15 protein-coding genes and 1 pseudogene are annotated in these 16,113 nt (G+C 58.8%); 9 read left to right on the top strand and 7 right to left on the bottom strand.

Annotation, left to right across the window (positions count from 1 at the left end):
- On the top strand, nt 1–607 hold a 607-nt coding region (locus tag EYS21_RS21825), incomplete at its 5' end, for an IS3 family transposase (RefSeq protein WP_242633559.1).
- Nucleotides 608–742: 135 nt separating this feature from the next.
- On the opposite strand, the gene EYS21_RS21820 is transcribed toward EYS21_RS21825, so the two are convergent.
- Nucleotides 743–1,987 (bottom strand): UPF0158 family protein, encoded by a 1,245-nt coding sequence (locus EYS21_RS21820; RefSeq protein WP_131135342.1) that lies wholly within the window; start codon nt 1,985–1,987, stop codon nt 743–745.
- 80 nt (nt 1,988–2,067) lie between these two features.
- Complete coding sequence (locus EYS21_RS21815) at nt 2,068–2,274, bottom strand: hypothetical protein (protein WP_131135341.1); 207 nt, start codon at nt 2,272–2,274, stop codon at nt 2,068–2,070.
- Between the two features lie 209 nt (nt 2,275–2,483).
- Between EYS21_RS21815 and EYS21_RS21810 the strand changes: the two genes are divergently transcribed.
- Entirely contained in the window at nt 2,484–3,011 is a 528-nt protein-coding gene (locus EYS21_RS21810; protein ID WP_131135340.1) for an AsnC family protein, read from the top strand.
- Between the two features lie 283 nt (nt 3,012–3,294).
- Here the strand turns inward: EYS21_RS21810 and EYS21_RS21805 are convergent, their stop codons facing one another.
- Together EYS21_RS21805 and EYS21_RS21800 are read right to left on the bottom strand one after the other, a co-directional pair.
- Entirely contained in the window at nt 3,295–4,281 is a 987-nt protein-coding gene (locus EYS21_RS21805) for a DUF3644 domain-containing protein (RefSeq protein ID WP_131135339.1), read from the bottom strand.
- Nucleotides 4,282–4,496: 215 nt separating this feature from the next.
- Nucleotides 4,497–5,414 carry a DUF4238 domain-containing protein gene (locus EYS21_RS21800; RefSeq protein ID WP_165478380.1) on the bottom strand — a complete coding sequence of 306 codons (918 nt, stop codon included), beginning with the start codon at nt 5,412–5,414 and terminating at the stop codon, nt 4,497–4,499.
- A gap of 316 nt (nt 5,415–5,730) precedes the next feature.
- Here EYS21_RS21800 and EYS21_RS21795 point away from each other — a divergent pair, with 316 nt between their 5' ends.
- Complete coding sequence (locus EYS21_RS21795) at nt 5,731–6,645, top strand: hypothetical protein (RefSeq protein ID WP_131135337.1); 915 nt, start codon at nt 5,731–5,733, stop codon at nt 6,643–6,645.
- A gap of 19 nt (nt 6,646–6,664) precedes the next feature.
- Nucleotides 6,665–7,231 (top strand): hypothetical protein, encoded by a 567-nt coding sequence (locus EYS21_RS21790; RefSeq protein ID WP_131135336.1) that lies wholly within the window; start codon nt 6,665–6,667, stop codon nt 7,229–7,231.
- 53 nt (nt 7,232–7,284) lie between these two features.
- On the opposite strand, the pseudogene EYS21_RS21785 reads toward EYS21_RS21790, so the two are convergent.
- A pseudogene (locus EYS21_RS21785) lies at nt 7,285–7,902 on the bottom strand (recombinase family protein).
- Between the two features lie 1,031 nt (nt 7,903–8,933).
- On the opposite strand from EYS21_RS21785, the gene EYS21_RS21780 reads away from it, so the two are divergent.
- Nucleotides 8,934–9,593, top strand: a complete 660-nt coding sequence (locus EYS21_RS21780) for a ParA family protein (protein WP_131135335.1) — start codon at nt 8,934–8,936, stop codon at nt 9,591–9,593.
- 233 nt (nt 9,594–9,826) lie between these two features.
- The gene (locus tag EYS21_RS21775) at nt 9,827–10,138 is read left to right on the top strand and encodes a hypothetical protein (protein WP_207307853.1); all 312 of its coding nucleotides are present in this window, start codon (nt 9,827–9,829) and stop codon (nt 10,136–10,138) included.
- Nucleotides 10,139–10,285: 147 nt separating this feature from the next.
- Here the strand turns inward: EYS21_RS21775 and EYS21_RS21770 are convergent, their stop codons facing one another.
- Nucleotides 10,286–12,133: a helix-turn-helix domain-containing protein gene (locus EYS21_RS21770; RefSeq protein WP_131135334.1), complete on the bottom strand. Its 1,848-nt coding sequence runs from the start codon at nt 12,131–12,133 to the stop codon at nt 10,286–10,288.
- 883 nt (nt 12,134–13,016) lie between these two features.
- Between EYS21_RS21770 and EYS21_RS21760 the strand changes: the two genes are divergently transcribed.
- The 3 genes from EYS21_RS21760 to EYS21_RS21750 all read left to right on the top strand — a co-directional run bounded on the left by EYS21_RS21760 (nt 13,017) and on the right by EYS21_RS21750 (nt 14,829).
- On the top strand, nt 13,017–13,463 hold the full coding sequence (locus EYS21_RS21760; RefSeq protein WP_131135332.1) for a hypothetical protein: 447 nt from the start codon (nt 13,017–13,019) through the stop codon (nt 13,461–13,463).
- Nucleotides 13,464–13,913: a hypothetical protein gene (locus EYS21_RS21755; RefSeq protein ID WP_104062328.1), complete on the top strand. Its 450-nt coding sequence runs from the start codon at nt 13,464–13,466 to the stop codon at nt 13,911–13,913.
- A 61-nt stretch (nt 13,914–13,974) separates the two neighbouring features.
- Entirely contained in the window at nt 13,975–14,829 is an 855-nt protein-coding gene (locus EYS21_RS21750) for a hypothetical protein (RefSeq protein WP_131135331.1), read from the top strand.
- On the opposite strand, the gene EYS21_RS21745 is transcribed toward EYS21_RS21750, so the two are convergent.
- Nucleotides 14,826–15,899, bottom strand: coding sequence for an alpha/beta fold hydrolase (locus tag EYS21_RS21745; protein ID WP_242633558.1), 1,074 nt, complete (start codon nt 15,897–15,899; stop codon nt 14,826–14,828). The genes EYS21_RS21750 and EYS21_RS21745 overlap by 4 nt on opposite strands.
- Nucleotides 15,900–16,113: the final 214 nt, after the last annotated feature.

Raw genomic sequence — 16,113 nt, 5'->3', positions numbered from 1 at the left:
ACGGACCACACTCCAGGACCCGCAGGCCAAAACAGCACACATCGAGAACCACCTGCTCGATGACCAGGGCAAACGCGACTTCACCTCAACTACGCCCGGGACCCGGCTGGTCGGCGACATCACCTACCTGCGCACCGGCGAGGGCTGGCTCTACCTGGCCACCGTCATCGACCTGTTCTCCGGCATGGTTATCGGCTGGGCCATGGCCGAACCCATGCGGGCAAGCCTCTGCACCGCGGCCCTGCGGATGGCCCGGAACCATGGCCACTTCGACGAGCACTCCGTCATCTTTCACTCGGACCGGGGCACCCAATACACCTCGGAGGAATTCCAGAAATGGTGCGGCACCAACAAGGTGACCCAGTCCATGGGCAAGGTCGGGGTCTGCTGGGACAACGCGGTCGCCGAGAATTTCTTCTCCCACCTCAAAACCGAGTTCTACCACCACGAACGCTTCGGTTCCAGGCTCGCTGCCCGGACCGCCGTGATGAACTACATCGAAGGCTGGTACAACCGCCGCCGACCCAACCGCAGGGCCGGCGGCATCCCACCAGCCACCGCCCACACAAACCACAACACCACCGCACAGGAACCACTGGCCGCCTAACCAAACAAACGACGAACTGTCTCAAGAACTTGACGACCGCAGTTCGACCTCACGATCGGTTACTAAGCTGCTCCACGGTTGAGGGTATGAGACGGGCGGTACGGTCTTGTGCCCGCGCTGACTGGGCCGGGCTCGCTAGCCCACGCGGACGCCATTGTCAGCGAGGAACTCGCGGGCACGGCCCATCTGGCGGTCGGTGGAGAAGGCGTGCCACTGTTCGCTGAGGTTCTCTCCGTGGAGGAGGTCTCGGAACCGGTAGAAGGCGCCTTTGCCCTCGATCGCCCGTTCCAGCCGTTCTCGGAGGGCCTCATCGTGCTGCCGCTCGGCGAAGGCCGCCATGTCGTGCCAGCCGTTCCGTGAACCGGTGCGGTTGAGTCGAAGCCAGCGGTCCGGTTCCTCCTCCACTTCGATGGCGGCGTCCTCCCCGACCATCAACATCGGGTCAGTGGCGGTCTCGTCGTACACGTGCCCGGCGTGCAGGTCGAGATAGCCGCCGGTCGACAGGTCGGGATCCCCTTCCAGCACGATGCTGAGCATGTCGAGGTCTACCGGCACCACTCGGCCTGCTAGCGGCTCGTGGCGCAGACCGGCCAGCAGGTCCGCGGCCAGCACCCGGTCACCAGCGATGCCGCGCCACGTCAGCCGGTTAATGACTGACAGTGCCACCGGCTCGGTCTCCTGGCGTCTCTGTTCCAGCGCCATTGGTATGCCGGCCCCCACCTGCTGCAGAGCGTCATCGATGTCCCGTCCCGTCACCGCTGCGATGAAGCGGCCCGCATCTGCCGAGACAATGGCTCCACGCAGCTCGGACAGGTCCAGCCCCGGTACCTGCACCTGCGCCGGCCAGGCGTGCAGGAGCATCGGGTGCGGCGTGCCCGGTTTCCCCGGCGTCGGGCTCTCCCCGTCGTCGGTAGCCCATCGGCGCCCGTACTGGTCCGGGATGCTGCCCCATCCCCAGTAAGGCAGTGGGACATCAGGGCGGACACCCAGTACCTCCAGCGGGTCTACCTTCACTTCCCCGACCACGCATCGGTGCATCCAGGAATCACCGAGGTCGTACGTGAACTGAAACTCAGCCCCCGCTTCCAGCGTCCGGGTGACCTTGGCAATAGCGATGTCGATCGGTGCGATGACCGGCCCGCGAATCGATCCGGCCATCTCGGCTCCCGTCTCTTCGTCAGTGATGACCCGGCCGTCAGCCAAGGTAAACATTGACAAGTGCGAGCGGTCCCACCGGGCGAAGGCATCGTTGATGGCATTGGCGAGATCCATGAAGGTGTGCGACGGTCCGACCGCGAAGATACGCCCAGACCAGGGCCACAGCTCTTCACCACGACCGCCGAGCAATTCCACCGTCACCGATAACCAGGTTCGTGTCATATCCCAAGGATGGCAGGCGCCGCGGCGGTGCCGTAGCAGCGTTACTGCCGTGGTCCGCCCAGAGTTCGCGCCACCAAGCGCTAAGCCCACTTCCAGTGCGGTCCCCCAGGCTGCGGCCTGAGGGCCTCAAATTGGCTTCGCTCGTCCATACCGTTGCGTCGGTCCCGCCTATCGAAAAGCACGAACAGCACCACGAGCCAGCCAAGCTGTGAGGTGGTCAGTTCAGGAAGGGTTACGAGGGTTGCAAGGGCGGTCAGCGTTTCGGCGAGGTCTTTACTCATGCTCATATCAGGCGCGCTTTCGCTTAGGAGGTGGGACGCGGCCCTTAAAGGGCCGCATCATCTCTCTATGCAGCCGACCTCGCCACGGCGGTTGTCTCGTAACCCTTGGGATACGAGAGGTCCCACTGATCTGGCAGCCAAGCCTGAAGGCTCTGGCTTTTGTCAGAGGTCACTGAAACACTTACCGTCAGGGTTTCCTGACGAAAGGTGTGGTTATGGGCTGGGTATCAAACGACAACGAGCACGAGGGCTGGGCGGCGCCCGTGGCGCCCGACGGGCGCTTGTCCGCATCTTCGACAGCCGAAGGAATGCTCGTCAAAGGTGTCACGGGGCGCTACGTCCCGGATGTCACGATGCCCGATTACGAGCTAATCCCGGACAAGGAGATCATCGGCTGGCGGGGAGCCTGTGTATGCGGCTGGCAAGGAGAAATGTGGGAACGGGTCACGACCCCGGCGGCCGCCGACTTCAGCCGCCGCAGGGACTACGTTGCCCCGGACGAATTCGCCAATGCTTCAAGCGAAGTCGAAGACGCCATCCAGGACGAGTGGAATGCCCATATCGCTCCCTCGGAAGCCATCCTCGGTGTGGAAGCGGCAGCGCGTGAATACAGCCAGGCCGGCCACCGGCTGGACAAGACCGTCGCAGCGGCCAAGGCGGCCGGAGCGTCCTGGGCCGACATCGGCCGCGCCGTCGGCATCAGCCGCCAGTCCGCCCACGAACGTTGGGCAGAAAAGCAGTGACACTGCCCCCAGCGATGCCCCTTGATGCGGACACCTTGAGTTTTTCCTTGACCTACGGCGGAACGTTGGTCGTGGCGCTGCTGATGTTCATAGGGCAGCTGACCACGGTGGGGATTCTTTTAGTTGTTGCCGGGATTATCCGGCTGACGGCTTTACCCCATCCGGGCCATCTCGCGGTCATTCGGCAGATCTGGTCAGCCCTGAGTATGGCCGTCGCGGTAATCACCCGGTCTCCGTGCTTCTGCTCGTGCGGGCCTCCCGTACCTGATCGTGATCAGGGTATTCAAGCTCTCTCGCGATACTCTTCCCGAGACTTGTCGAAATAGTCATCATCCAGCGAGGCAAGGAAACTGACGGCATCACCCGACCATACATAGCTTGCTGCGTTGCTGTGCTTCCACGCGTACTTCGATTCGTTTTTCAAGTCTTCTTTCCAGCAGACAACTTGATAGTCATAGGTGTTCAATTCACGGCCTGGTCGTCGCGCTTTGACTCTTTTAAGCAGCTCTTTCATGCTGTACGGATGAGTCTTGTTGGGGTCGGTTTTTCGGACCACGACTTGGCCATCTCCCGTCGGAGAGATTGCTACAACTAGGTCCGCACTCGTCAGTTTCTTCACTGACTGCATGTTGATGTCATAGATCGTGGCTACGCGTGCCACGTCACTGCCAGCCGCTTCTGCCTCGTCCATGTAGCCTCGGAGCGCGTCTATGAATTGCTGCACTTCTGTAACCATCGTTGCGTTGCTGTCCGTGCGCATGAATCTCACCGCATCTGCCGGCGCTGTCGCCCCGAGCGGCAGGAGCTGCCATGTCATGGAATCAGCAAGATCCTTGTTAAATTTGGCTAGCATGAAGTCACGGTAATTAAGGACGTTTTGTTGCAGAAATGGGTAGATAATCGCGCCAAGCCCCTGGGCGTTGTACAAATGAATGGCGCGGTCCCGGTACTCGGAGAGGGCCTTCACGTTTGCCACTATGGCCGGTCCGTCGATCTTCGAAGGCCACAGGTTTTGCGCGGATACTCGTCCCAAGCAATCGTCGAGGGTTAGGGATCTGTATTGCTCGCCCCGTTTCTTCGGATAGAAGATCGATTTGTTGTTCTTCCGCAAGGTTGCCTTCAGCGCAAGCTCCCAGGCATTGACCACAAGCATCACGGTGACCTCGTCCCTGTAGGTCATGCGCGGCTTGTTGTAGACCTCGACTGCGCCCAAAATGGCGGACAGGGAGTTATCTACTAATCGCCTCATCGACACGTACGGCGCACCCATTTGACCTACCTCCAGCATTCAACGCTGGATGATCTCCTGCGCGGTGACTGGCCTCCACCTCCGGACAACCATCTTTCTCAGGCTACCTGCCGCCCACGACGCGAAGTTCCAACTCAACGTGCCGCAGTAAGCCTGAGACGGCCGGCTTTGCCGGGGACGGTGCTGCACGAAACCTCTGCATGTGGACCCACGACAATCAATCCTGCCCGTTCGACCTACTCAAACTTGCTCAGGCCAAGGTACGTGCGCACGGTCGTTTCGTGCCCGCTGCCAGGACGGTAAAACACTCTTTTCTGCGACTGCGCTATCTGCCCATGGTTTATCGCCAAAACTTCTTCGTCACCCGTAGGGTCAACCGAGAAGACGGGATCTTCCGAGCTTCTCGGATAGACAATGGCTGCATATTGCGTGCTAAGGGGCATGATGAGAGCTTTTGCCTCAAACAGGGGTGGGCGGCGCCTCGGGTTCATCCCGCGGTCTATGCCTACAGCTGGGCAGTCCCCCAAGAGGTACTCGGTTCCTGATAATGCCGACCTGATGGACAAGCTGTAATTGGAGAGTTGTTGCCGGGTACAGGCGAAGGCAGACTCAACGAACTCTTGGAAGGGTGAGCCCATGGCTTCCTGGTTTTGAATCGGCTCCAGAACGGATTCCGACATGCTTTCGAGCACCGAAGTAGCTAATTCGAGATTGAGCATTGGGTATCGGAGAGTGGCCAGCTTGAGCTGCATCTCACGGTTTGCTCTGGTTTGACGTTCCATTTTCACGTACGAGTCGCGATGGATTCGTTTCGTTTCCAGGCTTCGGGCGAAATGCAGGGCGATAAAGTCCGAGACAGCAACCTTCCGTGGCTCGACGTCTTCCGGCCTCCCTTCGGCCAGGGTCTTGCAGACATCGCCCATGGGCCCCTCAACCTCTTGCCAGAGCTTCTCCATCCACTCGCCCTTGTGCTTGAACATGTGCCACTCGAATCCCATGGATTTCGACGGCTTTGGGTCAATTGTCCGTCCGTCGATCACCTCTATCTGGCAGATCCCTTCTTTCCCGTCTGCCATCGCGCAAAACTGTTTCAGGAGAACCTGCGAGACATAGTGGTGTCTCTTGGGCGCGGGCCTAGCGGGTTTGCTCTTCATGCTTCTGATTGTCACAAAGTCCCCATCCGAGCGGCCACGCCAAGACGGGCAGGGGACAACTGGACGATGGAGTGTGTTCTTCAGCGGCAGCAAGTGAATAATCAGACTCATGCCAATTTCTTGTGCCTTCTGCGGTACGTCGGGGCCGCTGACTCGCGAACATGTATTCGGTAAGTGGGTCAGCAAGATCGGCCTGGACCTCAGACCCGTCCAGCACCGAGCCGGCCCAAACAATGGTCTACCTCGCGATATGGGGAAACAGCCTCCCTATCGGCTGCAGGTGAAGAACGTTTGTGCCACCTGCAACAACGGCTGGATGAGCAAGCTGGAAGATGCCGCTCAGCGCGTTCTTACTCCGCTGATCCTCGGGGAGTCGGGAACGATTGCGCTGGAAGATCAGCCCCTTGTCGCGATGTGGGCTCAAAAAACCGCTCTCACCGCGATGCTTCTCTCTAGCGAGGAGCAACGAGAAGGAGGTTATGGCCTCTCGAAGGCCGAGTACAGGGCGCTGTACGAAACTCGAAAGAGGAAGCAACCCCTCGAAAGAAGCCGCTTCTGGGTGGGCCGGTACCAGGGGGATGCAGGGTCGGCCGTTCGCGTGATGCCCTTCACTGTACGTGTGGCGGGTATACCGGAACCTGATTTGCCCGCGGGTTACACGCTAACGATTGTGCTCGGTGAGCTCGTCGTGCACGGGATGCGGTTCGTCTCTCCGGCCTCGGAGATCGACGTGACGATGGATCTGGGGATGCCCCAACTATGGCCGCCTCTGATGCCCGTGCAGTGGCCAGCAGGGAGGCCCTGTACTGAAGACGAGTTCCTCCGGTTCTCCGCTGGAAAGATGTTGCGGTCCGCAATTGAACATATCGAGCTGAAGCCTTGGACGCACGCAGCTGAGCTGCCGCAGAGCTCCGTCGTGGGGGACAAGGTCGAAGTCCCAGCTCTATGTAGAAAACACGTCCTCTACTACCCAATTGCTCTGCTTAGGGAAGTTTTGCGAGGAAGATTTTACGCATTCACGACAGCCTGTGAGTGCCCCAATGCATACCTGCTCCAAACAGAACCCGACGGTACCCACTGCAAGGCAGCCGGACCAGCAGACGGCATCTCCATGATGTACGAGGACTTACCTGGTGACGAAGTCATCATCCCCGGCGCCGGAGGCAATTTCCTTTGCAAGAGGCTACCTGCCGAAGCGACGACCGTAGCAACCTTCGTGCAACATGCCTAGAAAGGAACAGAACCGAGTTTTGGACCTTGTCGAAGCCGCTACGGGGGACGTCCTGCAGCGGGAAGCGTGCCCCGACTGGTTGCAAAGACCAGGCATAGCTGAGTGCGGGCAGGATTGGGATACCGTTCGAGCGATCTACGCGGCCCTAACAGGGCTGCTTCTCCCCGAAATCATGCCGCCTCGAGAATGGCGAAGTCTTGATGCCCTCTGGACAGACTCATCCGGACGTCAGCGAATTATTGAGTACGACGAAGAGCAACACTTCAATCGCTACAGGAAGACGGCACTACAGAACTACCCAGAGTCGGTCTCCGTTGCTTTCGACAAAACCACTTGGGAAGATCGCTGTCTAACGCACGAGGTGATCAGAGGTGGCAATTTCAGCAAACCGAAGCCCCCACTTTTCCCCATGAACGGGGGACGAAACTATCAGCGAGCCTTTCGAGACATGCTGGCCGATGTCCTCCCGCCGGCCCGAGGCTGGGAACCAACAATTCGCATCGCACACTTTGAGGTCGTCACGTGGTTGAAGGCCTGGGATGCTGAGACGCAAATGAAACGCCTTCTAGAAAGTAAGGTGGGCTGAGGACGTCCGCCTGTTGCGCCAAGGCCCACTGTTATCCCAAAACTAGAGGCGCGTTACGCGGCTTCGGATGTGACTTCTGAGACGTCATTCCTGCTAAGGGCGCGAGTCAGTGATGAAACGCTGACACTGAGTATCTGGGCCGTCTCCTTCAAGGTTTTCCCTTGGCTGCGCATCTGCCGGGCGGCCTCTGTTTTGGATGGAGTCATCGTTCGAGGTCTGCCGCCGAGCCGCCCTCGGGCTTTCGCCGCCGCCAGGCCGGCCTCGTCCGCTCATACAACCGGGACCGTTCGTACTCGGCAAGGTACGCGAACATGTCGAAGAGGAGCTTTCCGTGCGCGCTGGTGGTATCCAGCGAGGGAACGGAACCCTATCCCCCGCTGTCCCAGTACGGTCACGATGTCAGCCAAGTCAGCGGTACTGCGGCCCAGCCTGGTCAGATCAGTAACTGTCAGAACATTCCCCGGCTGCAGGTAGTCCAAGCATTCCTTCCATCGTGTCCTTGCTTGGGTGGCGCCGGAGGCATACTCCTGAAACACGCGCACAGCACCTGCTGCGACGAGTGCGTCCACTTGCGAGTCCAATGACTGACCGCGCGTGCTCACCCTCGCGTACCCAATTACGTTGCCGGCCACGTCAAAAAGCCTCCGCTCTAGGTTTTGACCAGCTTTCATTTCGAAAACCAGTTTTGACCAACGATAGGATTGCTTTTTCAATTATTTTCGGAGGCGTGCCGAACACACGTCAGAAACGGTCGTTTTTGAACTTGGTTTCCCGGGTCGTAAAGAATCATTCCCGCCCAGCCATGACAATCATCCGTGACCATCGACCCGCCACAGTCGAAGTGAGGGCTTGATCGCATCGCGATTTATCCTTCGGAACCCCGCAGTCACGGACTCTGTCAAGTCCGTGAGTGCGTGAGTGCGAATGTAGCAGCACGTCGGACCCTGGGCCGCCGAGACCCGAATCATCCAGACCCGTGAGTCTGTGACTCCACGAGCCAGTGAGTCTGTGAGTCTGGAAGTACGTGACTCACCGAGTCCGTCAGTGCGTCAGTCCGTGGGGCATAAGAACGTTGGCCGCACGCAGCTGCCGACCCACACTCCGTGACTTCGGAACTCACGCAGTCACGGACTCTGTCAGCCCATGAGTGCGTGAGTGCGTGAGTGCGACTGTAGCAGCACGTCGGACCCTGGACCGCCGAGACCCGAATCATCCAGACCCATGAGTCTGTGCCTCCAAAAGCCAGTAAGCCCGTGAGTCTGTGAGTCCGGAAGTACGCGACTCACCGAGTCCGTCAACCCCTGGCGCCTGAGAACCTAGGACCAATGCATCTCCATAAAGGGCCGAGTCGCTTCGGGGCATGAAGCGACTGCCCGTTCCTGGCGCGGTTGAAGTGTCAGGAACGGGCATCGTGGGGGAGTAGGCCCATTTGGCCCACCTGCATCATTAGTAACAGACTTACAGAGTTCCGGACTCATAGAGTGACAGAGAAACAAAGTCACTGAGTCTGTGCATCTACGGCGATTCTTCCGACAGAGGGGGAGTGGTGCTGGTAATTTTGGCGTAGCGCTTGCCGGCGACTGACAGATGTTCCCTACCTTTGATCGAACTAACCCATTTCCTCGGGTTGGTGGGGCTTAGGTGGGGCCCCAATCCCAAGTCGTTACGAGTGCCATGGAAATCCAAAATTAAGGAAGCACTCATGAGGGTCGTAGCTGTCGTCAACCAAAAAGGCGGCGCCGGAAAAACCACAACGGTGATGAATCTTGCCGCCGTTGCCGCACAGAGCTCGAAGGTGCTTGTCGTCGACGCCGACCCGCAGGGTTCAGTAACGATGTGGGCAACCAATGCAGAGGAACTCCCTGAAAAGGAACAGCTGCAGTTCGACGTGGCGACCGAGACGGATCCGGAAGCGCTCACACAAATGCGCAATCTTGACTACGACACCGTTTTCGTCGATACCCCTGGTAACTTGGAAAACATTCAGGTTCTCAAGGCCATCGTTGGCCAATCGGACTTCATCGTGATGCCTACAGAAGCCACTCCTTTGGCACTGCTGCCTCTCGTCTACACTTTCGAGAAGATAGTCCAGCCCTTCGGCCTGGACTACAGGGTCGTGATCACAAAGGCCGATTCGCGTTCACCGCAGGATGCGTTGGACGCACAGGACATGCTGCGAGAGCAGGGGATCCTCGTTTGCAACTCGTTTGTTCGCTCCTACAAGGCACACGAGCGGGCACCCATGTACGGGACGGTGGTTACTTCCTACGAAAAAACTCGCAACTCCGAGAAAGCAACTATGGATTACAAAGACGTCGCTCTGGAACTGTTTAGTCTCTGGGCCAAGACCAGGAAGGGCTGAACTCCATGGCACTAAAAGGTGGATTCAAAAACTTTGCTACCCAGACTCGGGAGATCAAGGAAGCCCCTCCTATTGACCTAGGTGGAGATGCTCCCACCCTCCACATTGTCCATGAGGCCGCTGCTTTGCATAACGGCTCAAAGGCACCCTCGACAGAAGGAGCTGCATCACCCATTCCGGCAGCTAACCCTGCACCGGAGTCCGATGGGGGAGTGGCGTCGGAGATTGCGCCCATGCGCGAGAACGGAGTCGTGCATGCCACTTCGACCCAAGCGGCAAAAGAAGTTGAGGGACCCGTTGTTTCGAGCCACACGCATTACACGGACCTGGTCCGCAAGGAATTGAGGCTGCACGCGGACCAGGCCGACGAGCTGACAGTACTTGCTACTAAGGTTCAACGCGCCCGGAGGGAAAAGGGCGAACGCATTACGGATAACACGCTGATCCGAGTTGCCGTGGACTTGTTGCTGGAGCGACAGAAGGAACTGGTCGGTTCAACTGAGGATGAGCTCCGCGTTGCGTTAGGCCTAACCCCACGGGCCTAAATATGTCCTAGATGTCACGCCCCGTGGCCGCGGCGAACCGCACGCTCACTGCGGATCGGACACTGTTACCCTGTAAGTTCGTGATTACCAGACCTACAGAGTACGTCAGTACCAGACTGCAGGTCTGGTTGAGCCCGTCGGGATGGATCAACCAGCCCGTGTGAACGCCATGTCCGCCAGGGCCCACTCATCCGGTGGTCCCTCGAAGTCCTCCCAGGGATAGTCCTCACCGGGGGAGATGAGCTCGGCGACGGTATTGACATTCTTGGACAGCCACTCCTTCCAAAGGACTCGTTCAATCCGGTACCGCTGCAGCTGCGCGGCGACAGCTTCCATGACCCCGAAGTACTCGGCGAGATCCTTCAACGACGTCGCGGATACCACTGACCAAGCCCGCGTCATATCACGGACAATCATGTTCCACGCGGCCATTACTTCAAGCACTTCACTAACAGCCGTCCTGGAAAGCCCTGTCAGCCTAATGATTCCCGCTGTCGACAAGCCGGGGGAGTGCTCCAATGTCTCGTAAACAAAGGCGGCCGGTAGACCTAGCTCGCGGAACACCGGCCTCATGGCATGGATCTTCCCCTTCTGCCAGGTCATGTCCTCGGCGGCAGCTTTCACGTCCTCAGGCACGGTAAGCATGTAGAGATCTCCTTTGGTGCCGCGGCCTTCTTCGACCAGGGTGACCAAGCCGTCGCTCTCCCCGCGCAGCGCTCTCAAGTGGGATCCGACGGTCGTGTGGTCAAGTCCAGTAGCGATTGCAATGGACCTGACACCGAATTCAACGAACCTAGACGCCGTCATGTGAGCAGCTTCCCCAAGTGCTCTCAGCACCATTCTGCGTGCCAGTCCCGTCCTCGAATCGGTGTAGGCGTGCTCTTTCAGTCTGAGCGCGCTTCGCCAGGTTCTGATGTGCTGATGCTCTGCATCTGAATTCGTAGGGAGCGAAGTTGCTTGTAACCCCGGGGCGTGTGTAGTTGGCTGGCTTGTGGGGGATTTACGTGCATTGTTCTTCCCTTCCCTGGACCCTGAGCTTTTCGCTACGTAAGTAACCGCCTCAAGCCAGTCGCGGCGCAGGGACTGGCTGCGGTGTCGGGAAGCGTAGCGAGCATAGAAGGAGGCCAGCCCGGGCCAGGTCCCCTGCATCATCCGGCGTTCTACATCTGTCAGTTCCATCCCGGCCGCCGCTGCTCCGACGAGGATTGCCTGCCGTGCATCTGAGTCGGTCGCGTAGCGGTTAGCGTCATAGAGTCCTGTTTGTGCCATTTGATGCATAACGCGGGACATCCGGCCGGTGGGGTGTTGAATTTTGGGTGCATCGACGTCCGTCGGTGTGAGCCTCTGTTCCAGCCGCAGCGCACGCACAGCGCTGATCTCCCCGACTAGGTCGGCATTCATGGCGGCCCATACGGAGGCCGAGTTGGGCCGGCGGGCGACGTCGTAAGCCATGCTGAGGCTCATGGCCAGTTCTTGGTGGCCGCCGCGCTTGTGGGGAGAACCTGGAGTTCGTACGCAGCCGTGCAGAAGGTTTTGGTGCGGGGATTTATCCAGGCTCCGGTGACGGTTACCCAGGGCCTCAACAAGATCTCGGGCTTCCGAAAACGTGACTCGTTTCTCCAGCGGGATGTAAACGTGTCGGCCGCCGTTGGGGGAGTAGTCCTCAATCCACCGCGCACCGCACGAATGCAGCCAGGTCTGCACGGCGCGGACATCGGCTTCGACCCAGTCGATGCCCGCGACTGAGGAGTCAAAGTCAAGGAAGATCGCGGCGCACGTGCCATCCTTGCCGAAGATCCGGACTGCGGCAGGGAAGGACGGAAGGCCTGGGGTTAGCGTTCGTTCATGTTTCTGTGGGTACGTCTTGCCGCCATCGCGGGAAAGGCGAACGCGAGGCTGCCCAGCAAGTAGGGGAGCTAGTGCGGCCCAAGCTTCGGCAGGTCGGCATGGTGCCTGCGGCGCGCCCGGACTCTGTAAGTCTGTGCATGCGCGCATCTCGTGGGGTACGATGATGCTATTCCTCTCAAGGGATAGGAAGATGCCCGGACCGCAAGGCCCGAGTTGATTCTCAAGGACTCTCTACCTCGTCGCCGGCAAGCAAATAAGGTAGTGAGTCAAATGCTTAGAAGGCCCGCCTCGTGCGGGCCTTCGTCATTTAAGAGGCGATGCGGCCGATGGGCAGCTCCTCTTGATATTTCGGTTGGTCATGACGCCTTCGCCATGGGCAAGGTCTCATGGGTGTCGAGCGCTTCTAAGTCAATGGTCTGTAAGTGCTCATGGAGGAGCCTGGCCACTATGTCAGACCGAGTTTCAGCAGTAAGTTCTACGACTCGGCGTAGCTTATCTGCATCGGCCCTTGGAATCTTTGCCGTGACAACGTGACGGTCGCCTTTGTGCATGCGTGCCATGAGTCCTCCTAAATAGGGTGCTGGGACTACCCAATCGCAATTAGATTGCATTAAGTGGGATGCGGCGCGTCGGCGTGTCGGGGCTTCAGTCCTGGATGGACTTAGCCCCAGAGCTTGACCCAGTGCGGCGTACCTCTGCTCCACCTGCGATGTCAGGAGGCTGTAGCGGACGCGCGTGCCGCTCCGTTCCTCCGATGCCGGTGGGTCCTGCAACACCACTCCTTTCCTCTGCCAGCAAATGAAGGTTATTCTTCGCAGAGAACCTGTAGGTCTACAGGTCCTGACGCGGTGGCGCCTAGTGCTCCTTCAAAAGACCAGGCCACCGAAAGACTACATACATGCTCCGCACATGCACAACTCACTGCCTGCACCCTGCGGTAGGCATCGGGTAACATCTCTTGTGTCAGCTGCCCGCCCGCCCTAAGTGGCGGCCTAGACAAGTGGCTGAGCTTGGCTAAGGAGCTGTATAGATGGCAGATGGGGGCCGCAGCGTGTTTCTTACGCAGCAACAGAAGAAAGAGCGGCTAGCGGATCGCATGGGCATCCTGGTGGATATCTGGGAGGCAGATAACAACACTGCGCTCATTTACCCTCATGTCGAAGAAGCACTTTCCGCCCACGGAATCCACCTGTCGCGGACACGGTGGTCCTACTTGATCAATGGCACTGGCAGCCTGGTGACGGATCAAGAACTGCTGAAGGGCATAGCAGAGTTCGTTTTTGCCATACCGGCCAGTTATCTGTGTGATCTCAACAGCGAGACTCCTCCCGAGGTAGAAGCGCGTATGGAATTCCTTGTGCAGATGCGGAAGCTCAAAGTGAAGAACTTTGCAGCGAGAAACCTGGGGGCCACCTCGCCAGAAACACTGAGGACGATCACCAGGATCATCGATGCATCGATGAAAGGCGACGAGTGAATGGCCCTCCCGCCGGTCCCGGAAAAGGTCCGGGAGTTATGCGGAGACGGCACGACGTCGATGAAGGAAGTTATCGACCGCTTGACCGTGATCTGTGAGAAGCCGATCAATCTGATCGAGTACAAGGAATCCTGGGGTGCGCTGACGGCCTTCAAAGCCGAATTTGAAGATCGCATAAACGTCTATTTCCCCCCGCAGAAGTCGCGGCAATACAAACTCCACTGCATCTACCACGAGCTCGGACACATCTACTTGGAGAGCTTTCGGATTCCCCTGGCTCTGCCGGATCTCTCTGAAGAGATGCTGAGGGAAACCGCGGACGCAATTAGCGTTACCTGCCGGTCCGTTCCGAATCATCCTGTCGAACGGTGGGTGGAGGATTTCGCTTTCGAGATGTCGAAGAAGACCCGTGCACGCAGCTCGTCCGATCCTGATCCTTTCCTCAGCTAGACCATGAAACTGTTGCTCTTTTGCACTGCTAAGTGCCCTATGCCTCCTTCGGATCCCCTCGGTGGTGAAGGTGGCGGAATCCCGGGCGTCGTGGCTGGCCTCGATGTTCGGCCTGACGGCGCTCTATGTCCTAGGGACGGTCACACCGCTAGAGGTTATCGACAGCCACCTCGGTGGCATCAACGTGACGAACCTGCTTCAAGCCATCTTCGCGCTGCTAGCGATCTTCTTCTTCAACGACAGCGTGCGGCGGTTAGCGAACGTACCAGTCAGCAGGACTTACTACGCCCCGTTCCTGAGCATTCCCATCATGATTGTCAGCTTCGCCCTGATTGAGGACAAAGCTCCATCGGCTGCGGGCTTCATTGATTCCCGCATGGACCAGCTCGCAACTGCCACGTACAGCGGCACGTACATGCTCGCGTTGTTGTTCACCGTGCTCAGGATCATCTACATGCTTCGGCACAAGGCGAGGGGCCCGTACGCAACATTCTCAGCGGGCCTGCTCGTGGTTGCGGCGGCTTGTTCGTGCCACATTACATACGTGGTGCTGTTCCATTTCTCGCCCTGGGACGCCTTCGCCCAAGCGATCGGATCCTGGTTTGACCGCCTTTTCTATTTAGGCCTCTCGGTGACGGCTGCGGGGTGGCTGATTCTTTTCCTGTCGAAGCAGCTCCCGAAGTTGCGGCTCTGGATGATCGATGCGCTCTGGCTTACTGCGTTGAGGACCCGGGTAAATGCAGATCAATCCCGAGTCAGCCCGGCGTGGGACCTTTTCAATGAAACGCTCGAAAACGGGGTCTACAAAAGCCTCATCGTTCTGCACAACTACCAGAGGGGGAACATGACGATGTTCCCGGAGTCTGTTCAGAGCAGAATCAGCCAAATTGAGGCCAAGCTAGACGCACAGACCTAGCCCTGCTGAGCCAAGATCGTTTTGCTGACCCAAGCCGTCAGTTCGTTGGAGAAGGTACAAGGAGAGGCGTTCCACTCTTGGGTATGATGCGCCTCAGGTAGGGGAATCAGGGTGACGGTGTCAGGATTCGCGCGTTGGAACGCCGCCGAGATCTCCCAGGGAACCTCTTGATCTGTGTAGGAGTGCAAGACCAGCGTCGGGACTGCCACACGGTTAGGTACATCGACCCATTCAAGTGCATCGAAATTGATCGGTTCCTCCAACCCGAGCATCCTCGCGAACGGGGGTGCCTGCAGCAGGCATATGACAAGGCCGGCCCCAATCGCCGGCACGCCCGCCCGCGCCGCCCCCGCCGTGATGGTCTTGCGCCAGCTCGTGACCGGCCCTACCAGGACGACTCCGACGATCCGGTCCCGGTAAGCGCTGCGCTCCGCTGTCAGCAGCGCGATGGTGCCACCCATTGACCAGCCCGAGAGGATGATCCGCCTGGCTCCATGAGCCACTGCGTAGGCTACGGCGCTGTCCACGTCACGCCATTCGGCTTGCCCAAGGTGGCTCGATTCGGCCTGTGGTGGGCTGACCTCCTGGTCGCTGCGGAATGACGGAACCAAGGAGGTAAATCCCAGGGGACTGAAAGCGTGGACGTCCCGAAACATGATCGAGCGGTCTGTCCAGCTGCCATGGATATGGATCACCCATGTGTCGGTGTTCTTTCCTTGGAATAGCCATGCAGGCGCCGCGCCGTAGGCTGTGGGGATCTGCACCTCTTCGAACCGTTCGGCCACCGCAGAGGGTTCGAAGAACACATCGGGGGTCCAATCGACCAGGGGGCCCAGGCGTGCCGGCCCGGCACCCGAAGGGTGAATTAGCCGCTCCACGTATTTCTGATCCTCATCGATCAGTGTGACCTCGCCGACTCTCGTGTAGCTCTCGGCCACAGGGTCGAACACGCCAAAGTCGCCCAGGGCTTTGGTGTAGTCGTCCAAATCGATGCGGACTCTGCGGCCATCATCTGTCAATTCGGCACGACGGTAGTCCTTTGGTCCCCGTTTAACGATCTTGCGGGCCATAACAACCGCGAATCCAGATAGTGCGGCTGCCGGTACAAAGAACGCCAGGCCGACCAGGCCCCGCCGTGTCGTCTGCATTAGGTCTCACCCTCCCGCCGCGTTCCAAGGCGAGGAACGAAGCCAAATCATCGTAACGTCACCTCAGCCCCTGATATATGAACAATTCATGCCCACTACAGGCATTGCACATGTTCACTACAGGCATGTATCGTTG

The organism is Arthrobacter sp. S39 (assembly GCF_004320525.1).
Taxonomy (GTDB): Bacteria; Actinomycetota; Actinomycetes; order Actinomycetales; family Micrococcaceae; genus Arthrobacter.
Note: the sequence above shows the minus strand (reverse complement) of the source record. Positions and strands in the feature narration are given on the sequence as shown.